Origin of the sequence: Paenilisteria rustica, from assembly GCF_013820765.1 — a bacterium.
Lineage (GTDB): Bacteria > Bacillota > Bacilli > Lactobacillales > Listeriaceae > Listeria_A > Listeria_A rustica.
This window is the reverse complement of the sequence record NZ_JABJVM010000004.1, coordinates 226,055-250,555: the sequence shown is the minus strand read 5'-3', so window position 1 is coordinate 250,555 and position 24,501 is coordinate 226,055. Positions and strand designations below refer to the sequence as shown.

Annotated in this window: 25 protein-coding genes; 10 read left to right on the top strand and 15 right to left on the bottom strand. The window is 42.3% G+C overall.

Annotated features, from left to right (window positions below; all coding sequences use genetic code 11):
- The first annotated feature begins 437 nt into the window (after positions 1 to 437).
- A complete protein-coding gene (locus HPK16_RS06175) occupies positions 438 to 956 on the top strand; it encodes a type 1 glutamine amidotransferase domain-containing protein (protein WP_181676122.1) in 519 nt (172 codons plus the stop codon).
- Positions 957 to 988: 32 nt separating this feature from the next.
- Here the strand turns inward: HPK16_RS06175 and HPK16_RS06170 are convergent, their stop codons facing one another.
- The 3 genes from HPK16_RS06170 to HPK16_RS06160 all read right to left on the bottom strand — a co-directional run bounded on the left by HPK16_RS06170 (position 989) and on the right by HPK16_RS06160 (position 3,290).
- The gene (locus HPK16_RS06170) at positions 989 to 1,252 is read right to left on the bottom strand and encodes a hypothetical protein (protein ID WP_181676121.1); all 264 of its coding nucleotides are present in this window, start codon (positions 1,250 to 1,252) and stop codon (positions 989 to 991) included.
- Between the two features lie 198 nt (positions 1,253 to 1,450).
- A complete protein-coding gene (locus HPK16_RS06165) occupies positions 1,451 to 1,873 on the bottom strand; it encodes a DUF805 domain-containing protein (RefSeq protein ID WP_181676120.1) in 423 nt (140 codons plus the stop codon).
- A 127-nt stretch (positions 1,874 to 2,000) separates the two neighbouring features.
- A complete protein-coding gene (locus tag HPK16_RS06160; protein ID WP_181676119.1) occupies positions 2,001 to 3,290 on the bottom strand; it encodes an NCS2 family permease in 1,290 nt (429 codons plus the stop codon).
- 194 nt (positions 3,291 to 3,484) lie between these two features.
- Here HPK16_RS06160 and HPK16_RS06155 point away from each other — a divergent pair, with 194 nt between their 5' ends.
- Entirely contained in the window at positions 3,485 to 4,132 is a 648-nt protein-coding gene (locus HPK16_RS06155) for an HAD family hydrolase (protein WP_181676118.1), read from the top strand.
- A 34-nt stretch (positions 4,133 to 4,166) separates the two neighbouring features.
- Positions 4,167 to 4,457, top strand: coding sequence for a hypothetical protein (locus tag HPK16_RS06150; RefSeq protein ID WP_181676134.1), 291 nt, complete (start codon positions 4,167 to 4,169; stop codon positions 4,455 to 4,457).
- A gap of 692 nt (positions 4,458 to 5,149) precedes the next feature.
- Here the strand turns inward: HPK16_RS06150 and HPK16_RS06145 are convergent.
- The 6 genes from HPK16_RS06145 to HPK16_RS06120 form a co-directional block, all read right to left on the bottom strand.
- Positions 5,150 to 6,163 (bottom strand): alpha/beta hydrolase family protein, encoded by a 1,014-nt coding sequence (locus HPK16_RS06145; protein ID WP_181676117.1) that lies wholly within the window; start codon positions 6,161 to 6,163, stop codon positions 5,150 to 5,152.
- Positions 6,160 to 6,459 carry a GNAT family N-acetyltransferase gene (locus HPK16_RS17190; protein ID WP_181676116.1) on the bottom strand — a complete coding sequence of 100 codons (300 nt, stop codon included), beginning with the start codon at positions 6,457 to 6,459 and terminating at the stop codon, positions 6,160 to 6,162. Before HPK16_RS17190 ends, HPK16_RS06145 begins: the two co-directional genes overlap by 4 nt.
- A 277-nt stretch (positions 6,460 to 6,736) precedes the next feature.
- Positions 6,737 to 7,531 (bottom strand): MerR family transcriptional regulator, encoded by a 795-nt coding sequence (locus tag HPK16_RS06135; protein ID WP_181676115.1) that lies wholly within the window; start codon positions 7,529 to 7,531, stop codon positions 6,737 to 6,739.
- A gap of 81 nt (positions 7,532 to 7,612) precedes the next feature.
- A complete protein-coding gene (locus tag HPK16_RS06130; protein WP_181676114.1) occupies positions 7,613 to 8,752 on the bottom strand; it encodes a pyridoxal phosphate-dependent aminotransferase in 1,140 nt (379 codons plus the stop codon).
- Positions 8,753 to 8,820: 68 nt separating this feature from the next.
- Positions 8,821 to 9,543, bottom strand: coding sequence for an ATP-binding cassette domain-containing protein (locus tag HPK16_RS06125; RefSeq protein ID WP_181676113.1), 723 nt, complete (start codon positions 9,541 to 9,543; stop codon positions 8,821 to 8,823).
- Positions 9,536 to 11,002, bottom strand: coding sequence for an ABC transporter substrate-binding protein/permease (locus tag HPK16_RS06120; RefSeq protein ID WP_181676112.1), 1,467 nt, complete (start codon positions 11,000 to 11,002; stop codon positions 9,536 to 9,538). Before HPK16_RS06120 ends, HPK16_RS06125 begins: the two co-directional genes overlap by 8 nt.
- 269 nt (positions 11,003 to 11,271) lie before the next feature.
- Between HPK16_RS06120 and HPK16_RS06115 the strand changes: the two genes are divergently transcribed.
- The 4 genes from HPK16_RS06115 to HPK16_RS06100 all read left to right on the top strand — a co-directional run bounded on the left by HPK16_RS06115 (position 11,272) and on the right by HPK16_RS06100 (position 16,057).
- Positions 11,272 to 11,718: a hypothetical protein gene (locus HPK16_RS06115; RefSeq protein ID WP_181676111.1), complete on the top strand. Its 447-nt coding sequence runs from the start codon at positions 11,272 to 11,274 to the stop codon at positions 11,716 to 11,718.
- A gap of 79 nt (positions 11,719 to 11,797) precedes the next feature.
- On the top strand, positions 11,798 to 12,877 hold the full coding sequence (locus HPK16_RS06110; RefSeq protein WP_181676110.1) for a helix-turn-helix domain-containing protein: 1,080 nt from the start codon (positions 11,798 to 11,800) through the stop codon (positions 12,875 to 12,877).
- Between the two features lie 112 nt (positions 12,878 to 12,989).
- Positions 12,990 to 14,348 carry an MFS transporter gene (locus tag HPK16_RS06105; protein WP_181676109.1) on the top strand — a complete coding sequence of 453 codons (1,359 nt, stop codon included), beginning with the start codon at positions 12,990 to 12,992 and terminating at the stop codon, positions 14,346 to 14,348.
- On the top strand, positions 14,345 to 16,057 hold the full coding sequence (locus HPK16_RS06100; protein ID WP_181676108.1) for a glycoside hydrolase family 3 protein: 1,713 nt from the start codon (positions 14,345 to 14,347) through the stop codon (positions 16,055 to 16,057). Before HPK16_RS06105 ends, HPK16_RS06100 begins: the two co-directional genes overlap by 4 nt.
- A 48-nt stretch (positions 16,058 to 16,105) precedes the next feature.
- Here HPK16_RS06100 and HPK16_RS06095 read toward each other — a convergent pair whose 3' ends face one another.
- The 3 genes from HPK16_RS06095 to HPK16_RS06085 form a co-directional block, all read right to left on the bottom strand.
- Positions 16,106 to 16,624, bottom strand: a complete 519-nt coding sequence (locus HPK16_RS06095) for a hypothetical protein (RefSeq protein ID WP_181676107.1) — start codon at positions 16,622 to 16,624, stop codon at positions 16,106 to 16,108.
- Between the two features lie 136 nt (positions 16,625 to 16,760).
- The gene (locus HPK16_RS06090; RefSeq protein ID WP_181676106.1) at positions 16,761 to 17,762 is read right to left on the bottom strand and encodes an inorganic phosphate transporter; all 1,002 of its coding nucleotides are present in this window, start codon (positions 17,760 to 17,762) and stop codon (positions 16,761 to 16,763) included.
- Between the two features lie 12 nt (positions 17,763 to 17,774).
- Positions 17,775 to 18,395 (bottom strand): DUF47 domain-containing protein, encoded by a 621-nt coding sequence (locus tag HPK16_RS06085; protein WP_036079902.1) that lies wholly within the window; start codon positions 18,393 to 18,395, stop codon positions 17,775 to 17,777.
- Positions 18,396 to 18,873: 478 nt separating this feature from the next.
- Here HPK16_RS06085 and HPK16_RS06080 point away from each other — a divergent pair, with 478 nt between their 5' ends.
- Genes HPK16_RS06080 through HPK16_RS06070 form a run of 3 tightly spaced genes read left to right on the top strand, consistent with a single transcriptional unit; the run spans position 18,874 to position 20,824 of the window.
- Positions 18,874 to 19,743 (top strand): aldo/keto reductase, encoded by an 870-nt coding sequence (locus HPK16_RS06080; protein ID WP_181676105.1) that lies wholly within the window; start codon positions 18,874 to 18,876, stop codon positions 19,741 to 19,743.
- Positions 19,744 to 19,798: 55 nt separating this feature from the next.
- Positions 19,799 to 20,425: a DNA alkylation repair protein gene (locus HPK16_RS06075; protein WP_181676133.1), complete on the top strand. Its 627-nt coding sequence runs from the start codon at positions 19,799 to 19,801 to the stop codon at positions 20,423 to 20,425.
- 12 nt (positions 20,426 to 20,437) lie between these two features.
- The gene (locus HPK16_RS06070; protein WP_181676104.1) at positions 20,438 to 20,824 is read left to right on the top strand and encodes a VOC family protein; all 387 of its coding nucleotides are present in this window, start codon (positions 20,438 to 20,440) and stop codon (positions 20,822 to 20,824) included.
- Positions 20,825 to 20,866: 42 nt separating this feature from the next.
- On the opposite strand, the gene HPK16_RS06065 is transcribed toward HPK16_RS06070, so the two are convergent.
- From HPK16_RS06065 to HPK16_RS06055, 3 genes are all read right to left on the bottom strand, one after another.
- Positions 20,867 to 22,189 (bottom strand): hemolysin family protein, encoded by a 1,323-nt coding sequence (locus tag HPK16_RS06065; RefSeq protein WP_181676103.1) that lies wholly within the window; start codon positions 22,187 to 22,189, stop codon positions 20,867 to 20,869.
- 501 nt (positions 22,190 to 22,690) lie between these two features.
- On the bottom strand, positions 22,691 to 23,575 hold the full coding sequence (locus HPK16_RS06060; protein WP_181676102.1) for a cation diffusion facilitator family transporter: 885 nt from the start codon (positions 23,573 to 23,575) through the stop codon (positions 22,691 to 22,693).
- Between the two features lie 93 nt (positions 23,576 to 23,668).
- Positions 23,669 to 24,088 (bottom strand): low molecular weight phosphatase family protein, encoded by a 420-nt coding sequence (locus tag HPK16_RS06055; RefSeq protein WP_181676101.1) that lies wholly within the window; start codon positions 24,086 to 24,088, stop codon positions 23,669 to 23,671.
- Positions 24,089 to 24,501: the final 413 nt, after the last annotated feature.

The window sequence follows — 24,501 nt, the reverse complement described above, 5'->3', positions numbered from 1 at the left end:
TTTGGATTGGGTTTGGTCACTTTTATCTTAAAGGATTTTGATATTACTGTGTATTTTTTTGTCTTGAAATAAGAACAAAAAAATGTTGAGGCAGATTAATTTCTACCCCAACATTTATTATAGAACCTTTTTTGTTGTGGCTGTTCGAACAAAGTGAGTTACAGCCACAATATGCATGAGAGCAAAGCGAACATGTAATCCTTCCTGGCTGTTCAAAGCCTAATCTCCGCCTTACGCCAAATAATGGTTAAGGCAACATTATTTTGTTTAGAGATTTATCCAATCAAGGAGAGAACATAATTTTACAATCATTATCGCTAGCCTTCCACAAACCACCACGATACACCAGCCCAACAATCCCTCACAAGCAGATTACTTCAAGCACGTCACCTCTATTGGTATACTTGAAACAAACAATAATCGAGGAGGACGATAACATGACACTACAGGGTAAAAAAGTAATCGCTCTAATCAGCGATGATTTTGAGGATTTAGAATTATGGTATCCAGTTTTACGAGTTCGCGAAGCTGGAGCGGAGGTACATTTAGTCGGAGAAGAAGCCGGCGTTGTCTACCACGGGAAGTATGGTGTTCCGGCAACGAGTGATTTTAGCTTCGATGACATTAAAGTGGAAGACTATGACGGAATCTTAGTTCCGGGAGGCTGGTCGCCAGATAAGTTGCGCCGCTTCGATAAAGTATTGGAATTTGTACGCTACTTTGATAAGCAAAAGAAACCGATTGGCCAAATTTGTCACGCCGGCTGGGTGCTTATTTCAGCTGGAATCCTAGATGGTGTCAACGTCACAAGTACGCCTGGTATCAAGGATGATATGACGAATGCCGGTGCGATTTGGCACGATGAAGCAGTTATTACGGACGGTCACATTATTTCGAGTCGTCGCCCGCCAGATTTACCAGATTATGTACCTGCTTTCATCGCAGCATTTAAATAAACAGCAAAAAAGAGCCGTGTTCCGGCTCTTTTTCACGTGAAGTAATAACTAATTATGAAACCGATGAAAGATGGAATCGCGGCAACGGCGAGTAGGATGCTCCATCGTAATTGAATTTTTCGGTTGGGGTTTTGTGATCTGCTTACTGATACAAGTGCCGAGCAGACGATAGATGCCAAGATTAAGACCATCAATACGAAGGAAAATAGTGACGACATGCTGTATCCGGTCGTTAGTAGGCTGAAAATGATAACTAGTGCGGCAATTCCAATACCGCTAAAAAATGCTTTCCACAAATGGCTCACTCTTTTCTATTCAATATCTCTTTCCTTTATAGCAGATATGGCAGGTCAATGTCTAATGATATGAAAAAAGCCCAACAAAAAAGGGACTGAGACATAACCCAAGATAAAGCAGAATTTTTCGTCCTACCCAAAGAAATGGGAGGGCGCTTTTGCTTTATCTTGAGTTTTGTCTCAACCTCTTGTCATACATTAAAAATCGAAATCGTCACTGAATGCTGGTTCACTAGGCATGCACATGAAAATAATCATGATAATACTACCTACAAATGGAATCAAGCTGAGTAAAACAAACCAGCCGCTTTTGTTAGAATCGTGCAGACGACGGACCATTAAGGCCAACATTGGAATAAAAGTAGCTAACTCATATAAAACGAGCAGCACTAGGATTAGCAACGTTGAGCCGGATGTCATGACGAAAGCAAAATCTCCAGTTGCGTCACTTACCGATGATGTGGCGGCTGTAAACACGGTAAAAACTAAGATTAATATGTAAAAAATACTGATGATAATAGCGTTCCATAAAATAACATACCAATAAGCAGAACGTGAGGAACGTCCAGTGAAATTCACATAATTTTTCCAAAAAGATAGATAAGCTTCTAGAAATCCCAAGATAAACCCTCCCTTCTAAGATGTTAAATTCCAGTATAGCATGATTTGAAGCGGATTTGTTTGTCGGAATGGTGAATAATTTAAAAAGCTGTATGCCAGATTTGAATTGGAATACAGCTTTTATATTTTAATGAGGTAGGAATGCGACTAGAATGAAGAACAGGATTGCGATGACGATGATGAACCAGTTGAGTTCGCGCCATTTACCAGTGAATATTTTTAAGATTGGGTAGGAGATGAAGCCGAATGCTAAACCAATCGCAATGCTTGATGTAAGCGGCATCGCAAGGATAACTAGAAAGGCTGGGAAGGCTTCGTCGAGCGTGTCCCAATCGATTTCTTTTACAGCGCCAATCATCATGCTACCAACGATAATGAGTGCTGGTGCGGTAATCGCGGAAATGCCGGATACTGCGCCGACAAGTGGAGCGAAAAACGCGGAAACTAGGAATAATCCAGCAACGGTAAGCGTCGTTAATCCTGTACGTCCACCTGTTGCAACCCCTGCGGAAGACTCGATGTAGGCGCTGGTTGGTGTTGTCCCGAACATAGAACCAACACTTGTTGCGACTGCATCTGCAAGCAAGGCGTGTTTGGCATTTGGCAAACTTTCACCTTTCATGAGGCCGGCTTTTTTAGCGACACCAATCATTGTTCCTGTTGTATCAAAAATCGTGATTAAAAGGAAGGACAGGACAACGCCATAAAGGCTGTACGTGACGACATCGCCGAACGCGTGGATTGGATTTGTGATGACAAGATCAGGCATCGATGGCATTTTGACAAAGCCATTGAATTTCAGTTCACCGGTGAAGAAGGCGATAATCCCAGTCGAAATCATCCCGATAAAAAGTGCGCCTTTAACGTTCAGTGCTAGGAAAATCAGCGTAATTAGAAGTCCAGCAATAGCAAGCAAGGCTTCTGGTGAATGAAGATCGCCAAGTCCGACTAGATTGGAATCGCTTTTTACGATAATTCCAGTCATGCGGAAGCCAAGGAATGCGATGAAAAGACCGATACCAGCCGTGATTCCGGCTTTTAGAGTATGAGGGATTGCTGTGATTAATTTCTCCCGGAACGGTGTTAAAGATAATAGTAAGAAAATAATACCTGCTACGAAAACGGCTGTAAATGCGGTCGCGTAGTCTAATTTTTGCGTGGTGACAACGGTGACGAAATAGGCATTCATCCCGAGTCCTGGTGCGATTGCGATTGGATAATTGGCGAATAGAGCCATCCAAAGTGTCCCGATGACAGCCGAGATAATCGTTGCCATGAAGACCGTGTTAAACGGAACGCCTGCTGCTGAAAGGATTGCTGGGTTTACAACGATGATATAAACCATTGTTAAAAATGTTGTAAAACCTGAAATAACCTCTGTTTTGACGTCTGTTCCGTGAGCTTTTAGTTGAAACATGAAATTCCACTCCCTTTTATAGTTAAAAAGATAATTTTTCGTCTTATTACGAACATTTTGAAACCACAACTACAATAATATTCGTTTTTCTACTAAAATGCAAGCTTATTTTAGGAAGTTATATTCTTTTTAAGGATAAAACGGTTTCATATGTTATAATGAGGGTGTTGAAATATGATAGTTGGAGGAATTTCATGAAAGCATTTGTTTTTGATTTTGATGGTACGATGATTGATACCGAAGCAGTTTGGTTTGACGAGACGCAAAAGTATCTACAGGCGAACTATGGCATGAGTTTGCCGATGGATGTGTATGAGCAAGTGGTTGGGAGTACTGACGAACCGTTACTTCTTTATATGGCGGAACAAACGAATGGCAAATTTGACGCTGTGGCTTTTCAAAAATACATAGACTTACAAGTGCATAATGGTCGTGATAAATTGGAAATGCGTGATGGCTTCATGCGTTTGTTCAACTATGCCAAAGATAATGGTTATAAAATTGGTTTGGCGACTAGTTCCGCGCGTGCCTGGGTGGACCCAATTTTGGAGAAATTCGGCATTTTGGATGATTTTGAAACGATTCAGACGGCGGATGATGTAGAGGTTATTAAACCTGATCCCGCGCTTTATCGTCAAGCGGTGGAGGCACTTGGTGTGAAGCCGGAAGAAGCGATTGCTGTGGAAGACTCGCGGAATGGGTCATTATCGGCAGTTGGTGCAGGTCTACATGTAATCGTTGTGAAAAATGAAGTGACGAAGGGTATTGTTTTCCCAGAAGGAACGAGTGTATATGATTCGTTCGCAGATGTGGATTTGGATGCATTTTTAGCGGGTAAATAGAGTTAGAGGAGTGATTGAAATGATTGAAAATACGATAAAAGAAGTAGAGTTATTTGAGCAAATGACGCATGGTGAACCGGTGCTTTTTGTGACGGCGATTGGCTATATTATCGGGATTACGGATATTCCGGATGAAATTCCGCATAGTGTTGTGAAGCTGAAAGATGTGTATATTAACTGTGTATCGGCATCGAGGGTGAATCGTTTTTCGAAGGGTTTGACGGTTTCGGTGGATCAGATTATTGCGTTTAATGTGTTGACGGAGGAAGAAATGCAACGAATGATTACGAATTGGCAAGTATCCATGGCCCCAACCATCGGCTAATCTTTCAGCGAAGCGAGAAGACCTCATTTCCGTCGTTAAAAGCTCTGTTCCGATGCTCATGTACAAATCGTACATTCCGCGTCGGTACTCGCTTTTGCCTAGGAACTAAGGCCTTCTCGCTCCGCTGAGGTTCGGCGTCACGGATATTGATTTTTAGGGGAGTATGATTTTTTTAGAGAAGACCTCATTTCCGTCGTTAAAAGCTCTGTTCCGATGCTCATGTACAAATCGTACATTCCGCGTCGGTACTCGCTTTTGCCTAGGAACTAAGGCCTTCTCGCTCCGCTGAGGTTCGGCGGCACGGATATTGATTTTTAGGGGAGTATGATTTTTTTAGAGAAGACCTCATTTCCGTCGTTAAAAGCTCTGTTCCGATGCTCATGTACAAATCGTACATTCCGCGTCGGTACCCGCTTTTGCCTAGGAACTAAGGCCTTCTCGCTCCGCTGAGGTTCGGCGTCACGGATATTGATTTTTAGGGGAGTATGATTTTTTTTTAGAGAAGACCTCATTTCCGTTGTTAAAAGCTCTGTTCCGATGCTCATGTACAGTCGTACACTCCGCTCCGGTACTCGCTTTTGCCTAGGATCTGAGCATTTGTCGCTCCGCTGAGGTTTGGTGGTACGGTTGTGGGACTGGTGGGGAATATGATTTTGTGTGTTATGGGACTGGTGATTGCTTGTGGGTCATTGTTAGTCCTTATTTTTGTTTAGTTGGTTTAGGCTTTTTTGACAGATGTTTAGGTAGTCTTTGTCTAGGAGTTGGTCTTTTGGTGCCATGATGGCGGTCAGGGTTGTGAGCCATTTGGAATTGGCGATTTGTGGGTTTAGCATGGCGTGTTGTGTGTTCTTAATAGTGACGGTGGTGAGTAGTTTTTTTGGAATGGTCTGGGTGTAGACTTGTTTTGTATCTTGGATGTCTACGTTGCGATCTTTTTCAGCGAGCAAAAGTAGTACTGGTGTTGTGATTTTTTTTAGGTCGGCTGTGGCGTCAGATAGATAGTTTTTTTGGACGAACTGCCAGCGGTCCTTCGTCATCGGGTTTTCTTTTGGTGCGATTTTTTGATAGGCCGAATAGGAGGAATTATTGTTTAGTAGGGTCAAGATTTCTTGGTCTTTTTTTGTCGTTGTTTTGATTTGTTGGGCTGTTTTCCCCTCGTTTTGTAGTTCTTGTTGTGTGTTGAATTGGCCTTGCTCAATCCAGTTTATGGCTGGGGATGCTAGGATGGTGAGGGCGAATTTGTGTTCACCGCTGGCCATGACTTTTGGAATAACCCAACCGGCTTGGCTGGATCCCCAAAGTACGATTTTGTCGGTGTTTATATTGGGGTGTTGTTTAGCCCATGTGATGACATCGTTTACTTCTGTTGCGCGATCGTCCATGGATTGGTTTAACCAATTGCCTTGAGACTTACCAATACCGGGTTTATCCCAGGAGATGGATGTATAGCCGCTTTCTGCAAATTTTTCCATGAGTGGCTTGTAACCTCCATCTTGGGTAGCGTCCATTGGTCCGTCTCCGTGGACAAAAACGACAAGTCCTTGCTGTTTTGTACCATGATTGGGCTTGGCGATGAAGGCGTTTAATGGAGTGGAAGTGGCGTGAATTATTTTTGTGCTCTCTTTCATGTTATAGCTATTCTCATATAGAAATACGCCGATTAGAAGAAGGAGAGGAATGCCGATAAAGAGTAATATTTTTTTCATGTTACTTTCCTCCATTCCATAAAAATCCATGAGGCTTCGTTAAATAAAAGTCCTCGTAGTAAACTTGTGTGTTGCTTTGTGATTTGGAATCCTAGGGTTTTGTATAGCTGAATTGCGGGGCTATTTTTTTCGGAAACGTATAGTGTGAGTCTTTCATTGGAGCTGATTTCTGATTGTGCGCGTTGGAGTAGCGCTTTTCCGATTCCTTGTCGTTGTGCGGTGTGATCTACGGCGATATGGTCGATGTAGCACTCGTTATCGGCTAAAGTATGTTCTAATGCGAGCAATTGAATCATAATTCTTAGTGTGTTCCTAATACCAAAAGAGCGACATTGATGTAAAAATTCCCAGCTAGGTTTTGTTGCTTTCGTGGATTTAAATCGAAGCAGCATCGTACCGCGAACCTCACCGTTTTTTTAAGCCACGAATTGTTTTTGAGTAGGATCGTCATCGCTTATTTGCCAAAAGGAACGGATTAATTGTAATTGTTGTTCTTCCTTGAGTTTTTTTGTCGTAAATTTGGAGCGAAATGCAGTTAAAACCAGTTTTTGAATCGCGTATTTTTGTTCATAACTACGCGAGATAATCAGATTTTGAGGCAATATCTTCGCCGCCTTTCCACTCCATTTTTGCTTGGATATCGAAAACGACATTATCGGAATAGAAAATAGAGGAATAGGATTTTTCTTGGCATAGGATTAGAGTTGGTGGGCATAGTTCAAAAACAGGTTCCTTTTCAAATAGAGAGATGGCTTGTTCAAGTTCGGCTTCGCTTGAAATGGTAACGCTCTGTACTAAATATTCACCAGACTGCAAAACGAGATCATCGGAAAGCGGTGACTCAATGAAGGCTTGGGTTGCATTGTTTATACTAGTGTAAAAGATATCGCTGTTAAAAACGTGCATATCAAAGTGACGCATGGTTTCTTTTAAGTGATGGAGATCAATGTCACCCGCTTTTTCGTCATACTTTAATTGTTGAAAATGCCGTTTTGGATAATGCTTTATCTGGCTAGTGCTAGGACTGACGGATGTGGCATTAGTCAGGACTGTTTCCACTTGTTTTTTGACACCTTCTAGTTGAATGATTTTGTTCTCTAGGCGAGATAGAGCTGTTTGAAGGAGCTGTTCGCTTTCGCTGGGGGTATACTTCTCCATCAAAGTCTTAATTTCAGGAACAGAGATATCGAGATTTCGAAATAGCAAGATGTTTGATAGTTGGTATATCTCGTCTAAACCGTACATATGATAGCCGTTTGCGTCGATATAGGCTGGTGAGAAAACCCCCTTTTCCTCGAAATAGCGAATTTGGTAAATGGATACATTCATAAGTTGTGCTAGTTCACCGATTTTTAAATTAGAATTCATCTTCGGCCTCCTTATTACTTGGTTTATAAAACAAGTATAGACCATGGGGCACACCCATGGTCAAGCGGAATATTAGAATGGTTAGAAAGAAAGTTTAGCTAATCGGTCGAATGCTTCTTTTAACACGTCCAAATCCTGCGTCGCTGCTAGGCGGACGTAGTTGTCTCCGGTGTCACCGAACGCTAAGCCTGGAATTAACAGGACTTGCGTTTCCTTCAAGACGTATTCGCAGAATGGGACAGAGGTCATGCCGGAGCCGCTGATGTTGATAAAGGCGTAGATTGTGCCTTTGACAGGATGAATCGAAAGGTAAGGTATCTCAGAAACGCGTTTTCCGACGTATTCTAAGCGTTTTTGGAACGTTTTTGTGACTTCTGGTATAAACTTGTCTGCATTGTTTAGAGCGTGTATCGCGGCTCTCTGGGATGGTGAGGGCGCCGAGAATGTAATGCCTTCGTTGATCGCCTTCACGGCTTGGATAATATACTCGCCCGCGATCATGTAGCCAATCCGCCAGCCCGTCATCGCAAAATTTTTCGAGAGGCTGCCGAGTGTAATGGTGTGCTCTGGCGCGAATTTTGCCATTGGGGTGAACTTTTCGTAAAAACTGAAGCCATCGTAGACTTCATCGGATAGGATGTAAAAATCGTGTTTTTTCGCGAGTGCAGCAATTTCTTCAAATATTTCTTTGGAGAAAACGGCGCCTGTTGGATTGTTCGGTGAGTTTAGAATCAGCGCTTTTGTTTTGCTTGTAATCGCAGCGTTTAAAATATCCATATTGATCGCAAAATCGTCTTTTTCATAGGTTGGAATGAAGACGGGAACGCCGCCAGCCGCTAGAACTTGATCTTTGTAAGGCGTGAAGTAAGGTTCGTGGATGATAACTTCGTCGCCGGGATCAATGATGGCTTGGAGAGCAAGGTACATCGCGTGGCACGCACCGACTGTCGCGCGGATTTCTTTTGTCGGGAATTGTAAATCGTAGGTGCGGTCGTAAAATCCTGAGATGGCTTCGAGTAATTCGATGTCACCGGATGCCTCCGTATACTTGGTTTGGCCGCTCTTCACGTCTTGGAAGGATGCCTCGATTATTTCCTGGTCGGTAATCAGGTCCGGATCGCCAATCGAAAAGTCAATCAGGTTAGGCGTTGTTTTCGCGATTGTCGTGATTTGAGATAAGATATTGACAGGCGCTTGTTGATATTTTTTAGCTAATTTCATTTTAAAAAACCTCCATATGTAGATAAAAGTGGAATGCAGCTTGAGTTTGCATTCCACTTTTTTATTTATTATAACACTTTTCCTAGGAAACTTTGTGTTCTTTCATTTTGTGGACTTGTGAAAATTTGTTCTGGTGTGCCTTGTTCTTGGATATAACCGCCGTCCATGAAGATAACGCGATCGGCTACTTCTTTGGCAAAGCCCATTTCGTGAGTGACAACGACCATCGTCATGCCTTCTTTAGCGAGACTTTTCATAACTTGAAGTACTTCGCCGACCATTTCTGGATCGAGCGCGGATGTCGGTTCGTCAAAAAGCATTACGTCGGGATTCATTGCCAAGGCGCGCGCGATGGCAACCCGTTGTTTTTGTCCGCCAGATAGGGACGATGGGTAGCTGTTTGCTTTATCAGCAAGCCCGACTTTATCAAGCAAGGACAAGGCATGTTTTTTCGCGGTCTCAGCAGATTCACCTTTCACTTTTAGCGGTGCCAGAGTCAGATTATCGAGTACAGTTTTATGTGGAAATAGGTTGAAGCTTTGGAAAACCATGCCCATCCGTTGACGCAAATCATTGATGTTGACGTCTTTGTCCGTGAGGTTGGTACCTTCGAATTCGATGACGCCGCCAGTTGGTTGCTCGAGTAAGTTTAAGCAGCGCAGGAAGGTACTTTTTCCAGATCCTGAGGGGCCGATAACAACGACCACCTCGCCTTGCGCTACTTCTATATCAATTCCTTTTAAAACTTCTAATTTATCAAAATGCTTTTGTAGTTTGGTTACTTTAATCACTTGTTCTCATTCTCCTTTCAGCAACGCCTAGAAGTCTGGATAGACCAAACGTTAGGATGAAGTAAATCACGGCTGCGACTGCGTATGGAAGCACGGCGTTGAAGCTAGCTCCTGCAACGACTCCGGACATAAACATCAACTCGGTAATACCGATAATGGACACGATAGACGATTCTTTAATAACGGTAATAAATTCATTGCCGAGCGCTGGTAAAATGTTTTTAATCGCTTGTGGCAAAATGATATAGCGCATGCTAGCGACTTTCGTCATACCAAGGCTACGTGCGGCCTCTTCTTGTCCTTTATCAACGGCCATAATTCCAGCACGAATGATTTCCGCGACATAAGCAGCACTATTCAGTGATAGGGCGATACAACCGGCAACAATCGCTGGCAGGTTAAGTCCTCCGAACACGGCAGTTGTCCCAAAATAAACAAGGAAAATTTGAACGAGTAATGGTGTTCCACGTACAAATTCGATATAACAATTTGCTGGCCAACGTAACCATCTTGTTTTAGCTAGTTTCATGAGAGCGAGCAGGGCACCAAGGATAGAACCGAAAAGGACGCCGACAGCAGCAATTCCAATCGTATAAAGTGCACCTTTAACATAGTAAGAACCGTATTGCGTGAAGAAATTACCATCTTTAAACATCGCTTTATTGGCTTCTTCTTTGTACTCTTTTAGTAAATTCTTGTCCTTGATTTCTTGAAGGGAGGTATTGACGCTCTTTTGTAATGATGTCGTTCCTTTGTTCATTGCAATGGCGGTTTGTTTCGTTCCATTGACAAATTGTACGTCGGAAATCATCAGGTCATCATATTGTGAAATGTATGCATCAGCAACGGGGCCTTCGAGTACAACGGCATCCAGTTTTTTCTGCTGTAATTCAAGCATTAATGTGGTCACTTTAGATAGCGACTTCACTTTTGCGCCTGTTAGTTCGTCTTGCGCGAGTGCTTCTTGTGTCGTTTGTTTTTGGGCGCCGACTGTGGCACCTGCGAAATCATTTGTTGTTTTGAATTTATCTTTGTCTGTTTTCCGAATCACAACTTTTTGTTGTACAGTCATGTATGGATCGGAGAAATCGACTTCTTTTAGACGTTCAGGTGTGGGTGACATGCCGGAAATAATCATGTCGATTTTGTTTGTTTTTAAAGCTGGGAGTAGGCTGTCAAAATCCATTTCTTTAATATCTAGCGTAACACCCATATCTTTGGCGATTTTTTTAGCGATACTAATATCGAAACCGACAATTGTATCTTTTCCTTTGACTGTTTTGTGAAATTCATATGGCGGATAATCGGCGGATAGGCCGACAACAAGCCTGCCACTTTTCTGAACATCCGATAGTGACGTGTCTTTTTCCGCTGCTGAAACGGGAGAAAAGCTAGCAAATACCATCATTAGTATAAAAAATATAGCGGTTAACTTGAGATAAAACGTCCCTTTAGTCATGAGTACACTCCTTTATAATGTATATCATCTCGGTAGTTTATGCATTTTCATGAATAACTATTGAAGATGAACATAGAATTTATAACTTCTTTCGATAAATATAATAATACATGTTTTTGAGTAATTATGCAATAGTGTTTTTAATAAAAATTATAGAAAGGATGGAGAATGTGGTTTTTCGTTTGGCTAGGTTGTTGCTGTCGTGTTATATTGTGGGTAAGGATATTATACCGTGGATTGGAAAATAAATAAAAAGGTGGGGTTCGAAAATGGAGAAAGAATTTGAACTTGTTATGCAGGAAGTTGAATTTCCGAATGATTCTAGAGGGGTATTTGATGGGACGCTTTTGTGTTTGGAGTTTTTTGTGGCTAAGGATAAAGCGGCCTATGATGCGGAAAGTGGCGAGCCGATGCTACGCAGGGAGGATCGGCGTCTTGTGAACCGATTGATTCAGGGCGAGTTTAAGGTGTTTGAGCAGCGGATGGAAGAGGAGCAGGATATTAGACCACTACATCATTTGGATGCACTTTTTCAGGCGCTCGAAGGTGGTCTTGGCGCGCTGTTTTCACCAGAGCAGGAGATTGAGTTTGCGAATGTTGGGATTGATGGCTTTATTCAGGTGTATAATGATCCGAACGTGCAGTCGAAGCATGCGGACGCGATTTTGGCGAAGATGTTAGGAAGTTTGGACGGGGAAATGGACGAGGAATATTAATAGAAGATAGCGCTCGAGGGGGGGCAGATTTCGTTTATGGATCTGTTTCTTTTGTGCGTTTTAGGAAGGAAAGATGGATATGGCGCTTAAGGATGTATTTTTGGATAGATTGGATGTACGGCCTCATGCGCTTGGCGTGGAGGATTTGAAAAAGATGCAGATGCCAACGACGATGCATTTGACGCAAGGTGGGGAATTGTCATTTGATGATGAGCTTTATTTGACGCGATGGTCGGTTGAAAATCTAGTATTTGATTCGAAAATGAGTTTTCTTGAAAAAGTGGAGGAGTCGTTTCGCGCGGATTTAGCGGATTTTGAAGGCTATGCGGGGATTGAATATGAGGAGGGAGCGCCTGCTAGGACAGAGTTTATCACGCCAATGCATAAGAACCGGCATATAGAATTGTGTTTTGTCGTGGAGGGGATGTTCAAGTTACGGGTGCAAAAGAAGGATGTGACGCTTTATCCGGGCGAGGTGTTGATGCTAGATTGTAATACGCTTCATGCGGATTATATTCAGAATAAGGATTGCAAGGTGATTTTTCTGGGAATTTCGCAACAGATGTTGGATGAGACGGTAATTAGTAATGTGAATGAAATTAGCATGGTAAAATTTTTGAAAATGGCGTTGATTGAGGAGAAGGTTCGAAGTGAGTATATGAAATTCACGCCACATACGAATAAGCGTAAAATGGAAAATGTGCTTTTGCAGATGTTTGAGGAAATTTCGGTGAAGGATTTTGGTTATATTCTGATTATGAAGGGACTTCTTTCGCGGCTTTTGAATGCATTGACGATGGAGTGTGACTATCATTTTGTTAAATCGGAGCAAAAAGGGTATCGTCAGTTGTTATATCATGAAATTGAGAAGTATATTGAAGTGAATTATCGGGACATTAAGCTACAGGATCTAGTTAGGAAGTTTAACTATTCGGCGGATTATTTTAGTAAGCTGATTAAGGAAATCACGGGTATGACGTATTCGCAGTTTTTGCAATTTATTCGTCTGGATAAGGCTGCGAAATTGCTGACGGGAACGGGTTTACCCATTAATAAGGTGGCTAGTGAAGTCGGATATAATAATTTGCAGTTTTTTTATCAGTTGTTTCATGCGAAATATGAGATGACGCCGAACGAATATCGTAAAAAACATCGATAGGAATTTGATACTCCTCTCGCTTTTATCGCCGTATAATGACATTGTTCTTTTATTCGGACACGGGTAACATAGTGTTTGAAAGCGGTTTCTAAAAAGCGAGGGGGTTTTTAGTATGTACGTGGGGGAAATGATAAAGCGACAAAAATTAACGATGAAAGAGAAGTTGTCCTATGGTATGGGTGATTTTGCGTCAAACCTGGTGTATCAAGGGATATCGATCTTTATCTTATTTTATTGGACGGATTATGCGGGAATTAGTGCGGCGATTGCGGGCACGATTTTGCTAATCTCACGGATTTTTGATGGTGTTATTGATGTGGTATTTGGAAATTTGGTGGATAAAACAAATTCGAAATATGGTAAGGCGCGCCCCTATTTGTTATGGTTAGCGGTTCCATTTGCTTTTTCGGCGATGATTACGTTTTGGACGCCGGGGACGAATGGTATGGCGGATATTATTTTTGCATTTGTATCGTACAATGTGACGATGGTGATTTATACGGCGATTAATATCCCGTATGGTGTTTTGTCGGTGAAGATGACGGATGATCAGGTGGAACGGGGATCGTTGGGCGTTTTTCGGGGAATTGGTGCGCTCGTGGGTTCGATGCTTGTTGGGATTATGGCACCAATGTTGATTGGGAGTGTCGGCTATACATGGACTTTCTTAATTATTGGATTAGTTGCAGCGGGCGGACTTTTGATTACATTTAGGGGAACCACGGAACATGTTGGTTTGACGCGAGAGGACAAGGTGACGCCGTTTAAAGAGGGGTTCGCGGCCTTGATGAAAAACCAACCCTGGCTGATTATGCTGCTTGTTGGCATTCTCGTATTTACTTTTTCGGGCTTGAAAATGACGTCGAATATTTACATGGCAAAATATTATTTCGGAGATGAGGGTCTTGTTGCGATTTTAAATGTGATGATGATGCCGGGAATGTTGGTTGGGATGGGTGTAGCGACGGCCTTATTCCGAAGATTCGGTAAAATAAAGACAACGGTGTATGCGAATTTGATTATGTTTGTGGCGACGATTGTGTTTTATTTTATCTTCCGTTCGCCGAATGATTTGGGATTATTTTATGGTTTCTTAGTGTTGAATGGTGCCTTTTTAGGGATTGGGACGGCTGGATTCTTCGCGATGATTGCGGATACGATTGAATACGGGGAGTGGAAAACGCAGAAACGGATTGAGGGCTTGACGTATTCAGCCGCGAGCGTGGGCACAAAAATTGGTGGTGGCGTTGGAGCAGCGTTAGTTGGATGGATGCTTGCTTTGGTGCATTATAATGGGACGCTAAGTGTGCAACCTGAAGCGGTAACATCGATGATTGTTTGGATTAATTTATGGATTCCAGGCGCGATTTGTCTGATTGTGGCGATTGTACTGTCGTTTAACAAAGTCGATAAATTGTATCCGCAAATGATGGTTGATTTGGATGCTAGAAAAGGAGTGAAGCAAGTATGACGGTGGATTTGACGAAAAAACCATTTTATCTGAATGAGAGTCAGTTGCAGTGGGTGGAGAACAGTATCGCGAAGATGAGTTTGGAGGAGAAGATAAGCCAACTTTTTATCATTGCGGCGGGTGATGCGAAGGACAAGACGTTGCAGGAAGTTACGGCTTTTAAAGCGGGTGGGGTGATGCTACGACCTTTGAAGGAGCGCGATGTGAGAAAAGTTAGCGCGTATTTGAAAGAGAACTCGGAAATTGCTCCTTTTTTAGCGGCGAACTTGGAAACTGGTTCGAATGGGCTGATTGAGGAGAATACGAATATTGGGCATGAAATGTTGATTGCAGCGACGGGAGACGTGGATAACGCCTATCAATTCGGAAAATTTTGCATGGGTGAAGCGCGTGTGGCGGGTGGAAATATGGCATTTGCGCCAATTATTGATATTAACTTCAACTGGGAAAATCCGATTACGAATATGCGTTCATTTGGCGATGATCCGGACCTTGTTTCACAGATGGGGCAGGCGTATGTGAAGGGTGCGCAGGAAGTTGGCGGTGCGGTGACGATCAAGCATTTTCCGGGGGACGGGGTTGATGGACGCGATCATCATGTAGTGAAAAGTGTGAATAGCCTTGCGTTCCCGGATTGGATGACGAGTTTTGGCAAGGTGTATCAGGAGAATATCGAGAATGGGGCGACGGGCGTGATGGTTGGTCATATTTCGTTGCCGAGTTATTTTAATGATAGGAAAGATGCTACGCTAAAGGATATTCCTGGTAGCTTAAATCCGGTGCTAATTCAAGATTTGTTGCGTGGTGAGCTGGGATTCAATGGCTTAGTGATGACGGATGCTTCTCTCATGGCTGGTTTTGGTTCACAAGGCAAGCGTCAAGATTTACTGCCAAGAGCGATCGCCGCTGGAAATGATATGTTCCTTTTTACAAAAAATATGGCAGAGGATTATCAGTTTATGTTGGCTGGATATCATGAAGGAGTTATAACGCCAGAGAGACTGAACGAGGCGCTTCAACGTATTTTAGGATTGAAGGCGCGTCTGCAAGGATATCATGAAATAGCGCAAGAACCCTCCGTTCCTTCCAACGCATTTGCGAAAAAAGTGGCAGATGAAGGTGTAACTTTAGTCAAAGATACGCAAAATCTGTTGCCGTTAAATCCTCAAAAGCAATTAAAAATTGGCATCATTTCTTTAGGAAATGAACTAGACGTGTTTGATATCTTGGAACAAGGCGCTTCGGGAGTTATGAAATTAGCCTTGAAATTCCAGAAGCGTAAGCAGAAGTCGCATGAAGCATTTGCGGAATTACTAGGTGCGCGAGGTTATCAAGTGAGTTTTATCGACCATTCTCAAATAAAAATGATGATGGATTCGGTCAAGGAAAGCATCGCGGAGTTTACGAGTAAGTATGATGTTATTATTTATTTTGTGAAGAAGGATACGATGTCGAACCAGACGAACCTGCGTGTGGAATTTAAATCGCTAGCTGGTTTTGATGCACCTTGGTTTATTCATGAGATTCCGACAATGTTGATTTCGGTTGCTAATCCGTATCATGAGTATGATTTTCCAGATGTGATGACGATTATTAATGGGTATAGCCCGACTGCGGAAGTGTTAGAAGCGATTGTTGACAAAATAGAAGGCAAGAGTGCGTTCAAAGGTATTTCGCCAGTTTCGATGGAATTCTTGACGCAAAACTGAAAAAACGCCAATCCAATAAGTGTTTAGCTAATTGGATTGGCGTTTTTTCTAGAACTCCTCTTTTATCAGACGAATAATGAAGAAAGATAGTAGGAAGAAGGCGGGAGGCAGAATTTCATTTTCTTGATATTCAATGGTTACAGCGCTGCCGGATAAGGATTTATCAGCTGCGATATGGCAGATATCTGTATGATCAAGTAATATTTTGATGGCGCCTTTTGCCTCAGGCTGGATAATATCGATACGATGATCTTGCTTTAGCCCTCGAATATGAAGGCTGTGGTCACTGCCGGTAATTTCTTTGAGTGAGATATCAAAACTTGGCTGCGTATTATGGTATACAACGGACGACCCGTCTTCCCCAAGCCAGCCAATTTCGATAGTCAGTGTTGCAAGTTCTTTCTTTGTTTCATCGTTGGAATAGCTGTACAAGGGGTGATTATTTTGAAAAGAGATACGTGATGAAATTTTTTCAATGGTTCCGACGATTTCTTCGTTTTCATTCTTTACTTCGATGGGGTTACTTTTTCTTAGGACTAGTGGTTTTTGGAAGTGAAAGCTTGGCATAATATTATTCATCTCCTGACGTAGTATCCAATTTTTAAGTAAACGCTTTTTACGGTCTTATAGAATCCTATTCCCTTTATTTAGTAGTGAAAACATAAAAAACTCGTCTCTGTTGTCCAGAAACGAGTTTTTGAAATTATACTAGGAAGAAACGTAGTATATAATAAACGGCTGCAGCAAGTGCGGCTGAGATTGGCAACGTGATAATCCAAGTGATAATCATGCGTTGTGCTGTATCCCATTTAACGCCTTTTACACGATGGGCTGTTCCAACACCAAGGATGGATGAGCTGATTACGTGTGTTGTACTTACTGGCAGATGAATGAATGTCGCGCCGAAAATGATGAATACAGAACTTAAATCTGCTGCTACACCACTTACTGGTTTGATTTTCATGATTTTACCGCCAACTGTTTTGATGATTTTCCAACCACCGATCGATGTACCAACGGCCATCGCGATCGCACAGGATACTTGTACCCACAGTTGAACGTCATCGGTATGTTGGAACCCGTTTGCGATCAAAGCAAGTGTGATGATACCCATTGATTTTTGGGCGTCGTTGGTACCGTGTGTGTAAGATTGGAGTGCCGCGGTTCCGACTTGAATGTAGCGGAAACGGCGGTTTGTTGTAGAAAGATTTAAGTTCTTTAAGAATACCTTAAATAGGCTATAGATTAGGAAACCAACACCAAATGCTAGGAATGGAGACACGATAAGGCCAATGATAATCGTTAAGAAGCCTTTATATTCGAGTGCGCCGAATCCTGCTGCGGCGATAGCACCACCAGCGATAGAACCGATTAAGGCATGGGAGGAACTACTTGGAATACCGAAGTACCAAGTGACCAAGTTCCAGGTAATTGCTGATATGAGCGCTGCGAGAATAACAAGGTCGCCATGTGGTAAGGAGAATGGATCGACAATGTCTTTGGTAATTGTCTTGGCAACCCCTGTGAAGGAAATCGCGCCGACAAAGTTCATCACTGCGGCAAGTATAATTGCATGTTTTGGTTTTAATGCTTTTGTTGAGACACTGGTTGCAATCGCGTTGGCTGTGTCATGAAATCCGTTGATAAGGTCAAACGCTAGTGCTGCAATAACAATGACAATCGTTATAAATAACATACCTTCCATTTAGCCGGCCCCTTACGCGTTTTTCATAACAATTGATTCAAGCGTATTGGCTACACTTTGACAACTGTCTGCGATTTCTTCAAAATTCTCATACACTTCTTTCATCCGAATTAAGCGGATTGGGTTTTCTTCATTTTGGAATAGTTGAATTAGAGACTCGCGATATACTTCATCACAAATCGATTCGTAGTTTTTTATTTTAATAGCTAATGTGCGTACGTCTTTTAATTTTTTATCAAAAACGAGATCTACTGCTTTTTCAATTTCAACAGTACTTGCTTCAATCGCATCAATGAATTTCTGCATGTAGTCGTCAAATCGTTTGATATGACAGATTTCGAATGTGAAGGCGATTTGTTCAAAGCCGTCCATTACGTCATCTAATCGGTTTGTTAGCTCTAACATGTCTTCGCGCTCGATTGGCGTGATGAAGGCATCATTTAGTTCTAAAATCATTTTGTGAACCAGTGAATCACCGTGTGTTTCATATTCCTTCATCTTCTCCGAAAAAGTATGTAAGTCTTCCCCAGTTTCGATGTTGTAAGAAGCGAAGTAGTTTGCGCCCTCACGTAGGTTTACTGCCATGTCATGTAATAATGAAGCAAAACGGTCCTTTTTGTTTTTAAAAGCCATTTTTTAATTCCCCCGATCTTTTTTGTGTGATTTTTCCCAGTATAATAGGGCCCACTTTTTCGTTGATGTCTAGTGAGCGGATGTTTACAAAAATAATACAGAAAAAAATCATAACAAGGATAGAAATTTACTACATATTCATACTAACATAGGATGGAGCCAATAGGTATCTTTTTTTTAGAGCGAAATAGGTAGAAACTAGTTGAAATCGGTTACAATTGTTATTTAGCGGGTTTTTAGGATGTGTATCCGTTTGATAAATTTTTTAGCAAACGCAGTGGATTTTTATTTATAGTGGAGGGGGCCATGAATGAAAGTATTATTTGGAAAAAAGAATTGTTAGTTTTTTCACGTAGTTTTACATTTTAAGTTGCATTTTGATGGATAAGGAAAGCGTATTTATGTATACTAACGGTAAGTATTATGGAAGAAAATGCGACGAGTATCGATTAAACTACAAAAGCAGGAGGTTTTATCAATGGTCAATTCCTTTCAATCACGTTATCGTTTAAATAATGGTGTGATGATTCCTTATCTTGGCATGGGCGTATTTCAGGTGACAGATCAGCAGCACGTGGCTGGCGCAATCGAGAAGGCGCTCGAATTCGGCTACCGTTCGTTTGATACGGGTGCGGTTTATAACAACGAAAAGCTAGTCGGGCAAGCGATTAGCCGCAGTGACGTACCGCGAGATGAATTATTTATTAGTTCTAAAATTTGGAATGGGGATCAGGGCTATGATAAAGTTTTGACTGCCTTTGAACATACATTGGAAAATTTGGGCGTAGACTACTTAGATATGTATTTGATTCACTGGCCGCTAACGGAAATGTATACAGAAACTTGGCGGGCGATGGAACGTTTGTATGATGAAAAAATGGTGCGCGCGATTGGTGTGGCAAATTTTAAGGAGCATCATTTGGCGAGTTTGGCTGTGAAGGCGAATGTGAAGCCGGCGATTGATCAGGTGGAAACGCATCCATTATTGCCACAAAATGAATTGCGGACGTATTTGGCGGAGCACGGGATTGCGCATGGTGCTTGGTCGCCGCTTGCAAAAGGTGCGTTATTTCAAAATCCAGTGATTGGAGAAATTGCGGCGAAACATGGTGTTCATGTGGATCAGGTGATTTTGCGGTGGCATATGGAACGGAAAACGATCACGATGACGCGTTCCATCAGTGGGAAACGGATGCTTGAGAATGCACAATTGTTTGGCTTTTCGTTGGATGCGAGCGATATGAAGCGGATTGGTCAGTTAGAAAGCGGAAAACGTGTAGGACCAGATCCGGATGATGTGGCGTTCATGTTGGCGAGTATGGAAAAGGAACGCGCGATGTTTTCTTGAAACGATATGTCGGGAGGTTCAGATGGATAGTTATACGGAGAAATTGATTATATATATGAAAGATCATGCAGAACCGGAGGAGAAACAGGCGATGGAGCAGTATATGCGAAACCAGTTTGTTTTTCTTGGGTTGCGAAGCCCTAAGCGACGTGTGATTTATCAGGATTTTGTGGCGGAACATGGAAAACCGCAAGATGCTATTGCCATTGCGAAGGAGCTTTATACGCAGTCGGAACGGGAATTTTATTATATGGCGATTGATATTTTGACAAAAAATGTGAAGAAGCAATCAGTGGATGCCGTGGCTTTTTATGAGCAGTTGATTAGGTCGGAACCTTGGTGGGATACGGTGGATTTATTGGCGAGTACGCTTGTTGGTGGTCATTTTGCGTTGTATCCGGAATTGATTGGGAAGTATAATGCGAAGTGGATTGAAGGGGACGATATTTGGCTGGCGCGTACGGCTATTTTGTTTCAGCTGAAATATAAGGACGAAACGGATGCCGCGCTGTTATTTGCGAATTGTGAAAAATGGCTGGATTCGGATGAGTTTTTTATTCAAAAGGCGATTGGCTGGGCGCTGCGTCAATATGCAAAATTTGATGCGGATGCGGTGCTTGCGTTTGTTGCGTCGCATAATCTAGCTCCACTAAGTCGGAGAGAGGCATTGAAGCATTTTTAGGAGGAGAGCGAATTGTTGCATCATGTGGAGATTAATGTTTCGAATTTGAAAGAGGCGCGATTGTTCTGGGATGACTTGTTGCTGCGGCTTGATTATTCGCTTTATTCGGAGTGGGACAAGGGCGTTAGTTGGATTTACGGAGAGACGTATTTGGTATTTGTGCAGACGGAGGAGCGGTTTCTTGATGCTGGATATCACCGGGGGCATACGGGATTAAATCATTTGGCGTTTCATGTGGCGACACGGGCGGATGTGGATGCTTGGACGGAGCGCTTTCGTGAGCAGGGGATTCCTATTCTGTATGAAGATCGCCATCCGTTTGCGGGAGGCCCGAATTATTATGCGGTTTTTGCGGAAGGACCAGATAGAATGAAGGTAGAATTAGTCGCCAGAAAATAAAAAATATCCCGAAATCCGGTAAAAATGGATTTCGGGATATTTTTATTCTTCTGGTGTTTCTTTGTGCTTCTCTTTTTTGAAAACTTCGATGTAGGAAATGTGATGTGGTTCGGCTTCTTTTACGCGGAAAATGTAGCCATTGTTTTCAATCTCATCACCAATTTCGACTTCGTAGTTATGCGTTAGGAACCAGCCGCCGATTGTATCGACTTCTTCTTCTTCAATGTCTGTGCCAAGCATGTTGTTTACTTGATCAATCAGGACTTTAGCGTCGATAATGAAGTGGCCGTCCTTAATTTTACGGATTTCTGGGATTTCATCAGCATCAAATTCGTCGCGAATGTCACCAACAATTTCTTCGACAATATCCTCAACCGTTACAAGTCCAGATGTTCCACCATATTCGTCAAGCAGAATCGCGATATGCGAGCGTTCGCGCTGCATCCGGATAAGTAATTCTTTAATTGGAATCGTTTCAATAACGCGGATGATTGGTTTTACGTAAGGATCGATGCTAAAGAGCGGATCGGAACCATTTTCGACGTATGCGGAAAGGATTTCTTTCAGATTTAGCACGCCGATGATGTGATCTTTGTCGCCTTCAATAACGGGATAACGAGTGTAACGCTCATATTTCATGATATCGGATAGATCGGCAATCGTGCCACCTGTATCCACGGTAACGATTTCTGTACGCGGAATCATGACTTCTTTTGCCATTCGTTCGTCAAAATCGAAAATCTTATTTACATAGCTAAATTCGGATTGGTTAATTTCACCGCTTTTGTAGCTTTCGCCAACGATAATGCGCAATTCTTCTTCCGTATGGGCAATTTCGTGGTCGTTCGCTGTTTCTAAGCCGAATAGTTTCGCGATGACAACCGCTGACTCGTTTAAAAGCCAGATGAATGGGAACATCACTTTGTAGAAAATATGCAATGGGCGTGCAACAGCAAGTGCAACAGCCTCCGTTTTGTCAATAGCAAGTGTTTTTGGCACGAGTTCCCCAACAACAACGTGCAAGAACGTGATGAGGATGAACGCGATGGTAAAGGAGAGAACGGATGTAACCGAGCTTGGCAGTTCAAACATCACAAAAAGTGGATGAAGGGCTGCTTCGACGGTGGATTCTCCTAGCCAACCAAGTCCAAGGGAACTGATTGTGATACCTAACTGACAGGCAGAAAGGTATGCGTTCATGTGTGCATAGATATGTTTGGCTAATGTCGCGCGTTTGTTACCTTCTGAAATTAGTTGGTCCAAACGGCTCGGACGCATTTTTACGATGGCGAACTCGGTCGCGACGAAAAATGCGGAAATTGCAATTAGTAAAACGATAATTAAAAATTTAGTGGTTAGTATCAATGAATGGCCATCCCTGATAAAGCACCAGAAATGGCGAACACCTCCTATGGGTTCTAAAGTTTTTTATGCTGTGTTTGTGTCTGTTCCGGAAGGGTTATCCATTCGGCAAGGAAACACGAGACAGCAACGATTTATATTTATTGTTTCTTTTTATATGGTTTCTTAGTTTGTCTGCCCCACTGTGTTTTTCCCTCCCAACAATTTTGAATAGAATATACTTAATCTAAATTATAAGTCAAACGCATGAATAAGACAAGTGAACAAGAAAATGTCTCAGCGGGTTGAAAAACGCTTAGTTTCGTCGTTAAAAGCTCCGTTCCAGTGCTCACATACTCTAGTACGCTCCGCCCTTGTACTCGCTTTTGCCTAGAAACTAAGTAAATGAGGATAGCAGATAAATGAGATTTCTCTGCATATTGGAGTACTAACTCATTTCATGTCGAAGAACTCCAACAACCCGCTGAGGTTCGGCGAGGAATCGTGAAATGAATTTGTTCCTATTTAATTAGTTGTTTGTGTGTCGAAATAGGGCTCGATGTGGACGAGTGTGTAGGCGTTTGGATAGGTTTGGCGAATCGCTGTTTCGATTTGTTCTGTGATGGCGTGGCTTTCAGCGACACTGAGGTCGGCTTTGACGGAAATGGTAGCGTCAATCCAAATGCGGTTACCGTTCATGCGGGCTTTGATATCTAGAATTTCATGGACTTGGGGGACGCCTGCGATGATGGTATGGATATCCTCAATTTTACCAATATCAAATCCATCAGTGAGTGTGTGTGCAGCGTCGTAAAAGATTTTCCAGGCGGTGTAGATAATGAGTACACCAACGAGGAATGCGGTGACGTTATCAAGCCAGGAAATGCCGATAATGGCGCCGGTAATCCCGATGAAGGTTCCGAAACTGACATAAGCATCGGAGCGATTATCGTAAGCTGCGGCTTTGACGGCTAAACTATCGACTTTTTTCGCGAGATTATTATTAATTAGGTAGACGATATACATAACAATGCCTGAAAATAGAGCGACAATCGCGGTAAGTGCAGAAGGTGTTGCGAATTCTTGGTGAATAAATGCCAGAAACGCTTGCCAAATAACTTGGAGACCAACGAGAAACATGATGAAGGAGGCAAGTAAGGAACTGATGGTTTCTGTGCGCCTGTGACCGTAGAGATGATCTTCGTCTGGCGGTATACGCGAAATTTTCAGACCAACAAGTAGGGCCACTGAGGCGATAATATCAGTTGTATTATTTAAACCATCGGCTTGCAGTGCGTCAGAATGGCCGATAGAACCAATGACAATTTTGAGTGTAGCTAGGAAAATGTAGACGATGATACTGAGCCATGCGCCTCGTTCTCCTCTTTTTAGATCTTCATAATTCTCCATCTGACTTCACCTCGTTTCCCTCATTATACGTTAGATAATAAAAATCCCGCTAGCATGGCGTATCGAAATACGATTGCTAGAGAGATCAGAAATTTATAATAATGCTTTTTCTAAACCTTTAACGGATGTGGCAATATTGTCGCAAACTTCTTGGTAATAGGCCCATTTTACAGGTTCATCGGGACTTTGTTCGGGATCTTTGATATCCCAATATACAATTTTGTCGCGGAGCTCGTCTGGAAATCCAGGGGCGAGTTCGGAGGCAGAATCGTAAATCGTGACGATTAAATCAGCCTCACTTAATAATTTTTGACTAGGAGTTACGGGCATTGTTGCTGGTGGTTCCATGGCATATTCCAAAAGGGCATCGGCGACAAATGGTGATGTCTGTGTATGACACCATGAACCGCTAATAAATTGGGCGTTGCTAATAGCGAGTTTTGAGGCCCAAGCTTCCGCCATGGAACTGCGAATGTGTCTTTGTGATAGGAAATAAATAAGTTTTTTCTTCATGCTCCAAATCCTTTCTTGCTCTTTAGACTGAAAAAATGCGAGTTTTGCGTTATTCTATACAAGTCTAATGAAAGCAGGTAATAACGCCTGTGTGAAGAACGGCGATGATTCAGCGTGTTGGCAAAATAATCATTTTCCTCGTTAAAAGCTCCGTTCCAGTGCTCTCGTATCTTAGTACGCTCCACGCTGTCACTAGCTTTTGCCTAGAAACTAAGTATTTGTCAACATGCTAGGTATATACGATTCATTCATTTGGCCTTTCCCGTTAACACTAGATAAATACCCCGTCTGAAAAGACAAAAACCTCATTTTCAAAATAAAATTAAAAAAGCGTAAATATTGTTACGAAATTGTGTATAATTACAAGGTGAACATAGAAATCGGTCTAAAGTTGGTGGCGCAAATCGGGCTTT

What these genes read in the sequence shown, in the direction of transcription:
- HPK16_RS06095 (WP_181676107.1), bottom strand. Translation starts at nt 16,624, where the DNA reads ATGCCAAGCTTTCACTTCCAAAAACCACTAGTCCTAAGAAAAAGTAAC.
- HPK16_RS06090 (WP_181676106.1), bottom strand. Translation starts at nt 17,762, where the DNA reads ATGGAAGGTATGTTATTTATAACGATTGTCATTGTTATTGCAGCACTA.
- HPK16_RS06105 (WP_181676109.1), top strand. Translation starts at nt 12,990, where the DNA reads ATGTACGTGGGGGAAATGATAAAGCGACAAAAATTAACGATGAAAGAG.
- HPK16_RS06145 (WP_181676117.1), bottom strand. Translation starts at nt 6,163, where the DNA reads ATGAAAAAAATATTACTCTTTATCGGCATTCCTCTCCTTCTTCTAATC.
- HPK16_RS06175 (WP_181676122.1), top strand. Translation starts at nt 438, where the DNA reads ATGACACTACAGGGTAAAAAAGTAATCGCTCTAATCAGCGATGATTTT.
- HPK16_RS06060 (WP_181676102.1), bottom strand. Translation starts at nt 23,575, where the DNA reads ATGGAGAATTATGAAGATCTAAAAAGAGGAGAACGAGGCGCATGGCTC.
- HPK16_RS06155 (WP_181676118.1), top strand. Translation starts at nt 3,485, where the DNA reads ATGAAAGCATTTGTTTTTGATTTTGATGGTACGATGATTGATACCGAA.
- HPK16_RS06085 (WP_036079902.1), bottom strand. Translation starts at nt 18,395, where the DNA reads ATGGCTTTTAAAAACAAAAAGGACCGTTTTGCTTCATTATTACATGAC.
- HPK16_RS06120 (WP_181676112.1), bottom strand. Translation starts at nt 11,002, where the DNA reads ATGACTAAAGGGACGTTTTATCTCAAGTTAACCGCTATATTTTTTATA.
- HPK16_RS17190 (WP_181676116.1), bottom strand. Translation starts at nt 6,459, where the DNA reads ATGATTCAATTGCTCGCATTAGAACATACTTTAGCCGATAACGAGTGC.
- HPK16_RS06055 (WP_181676101.1), bottom strand. Translation starts at nt 24,088, where the DNA reads ATGAAGAAAAAACTTATTTATTTCCTATCACAAAGACACATTCGCAGT.
- HPK16_RS06075 (WP_181676133.1), top strand. Translation starts at nt 19,799, where the DNA reads ATGAAAGATCATGCAGAACCGGAGGAGAAACAGGCGATGGAGCAGTAT.
- HPK16_RS06135 (WP_181676115.1), bottom strand. Translation starts at nt 7,531, where the DNA reads ATGAATTCTAATTTAAAAATCGGTGAACTAGCACAACTTATGAATGTA.
- HPK16_RS06160 (WP_181676119.1), bottom strand. Translation starts at nt 3,290, where the DNA reads ATGTTTCAACTAAAAGCTCACGGAACAGACGTCAAAACAGAGGTTATT.
- HPK16_RS06100 (WP_181676108.1), top strand. Translation starts at nt 14,345, where the DNA reads ATGACGGTGGATTTGACGAAAAAACCATTTTATCTGAATGAGAGTCAG.
- HPK16_RS06115 (WP_181676111.1), top strand. Translation starts at nt 11,272, where the DNA reads ATGGAGAAAGAATTTGAACTTGTTATGCAGGAAGTTGAATTTCCGAAT.
- HPK16_RS06130 (WP_181676114.1), bottom strand. Translation starts at nt 8,752, where the DNA reads ATGAAATTAGCTAAAAAATATCAACAAGCGCCTGTCAATATCTTATCT.
- HPK16_RS06110 (WP_181676110.1), top strand. Translation starts at nt 11,798, where the DNA reads ATGGCGCTTAAGGATGTATTTTTGGATAGATTGGATGTACGGCCTCAT.
- HPK16_RS06080 (WP_181676105.1), top strand. Translation starts at nt 18,874, where the DNA reads ATGGTCAATTCCTTTCAATCACGTTATCGTTTAAATAATGGTGTGATG.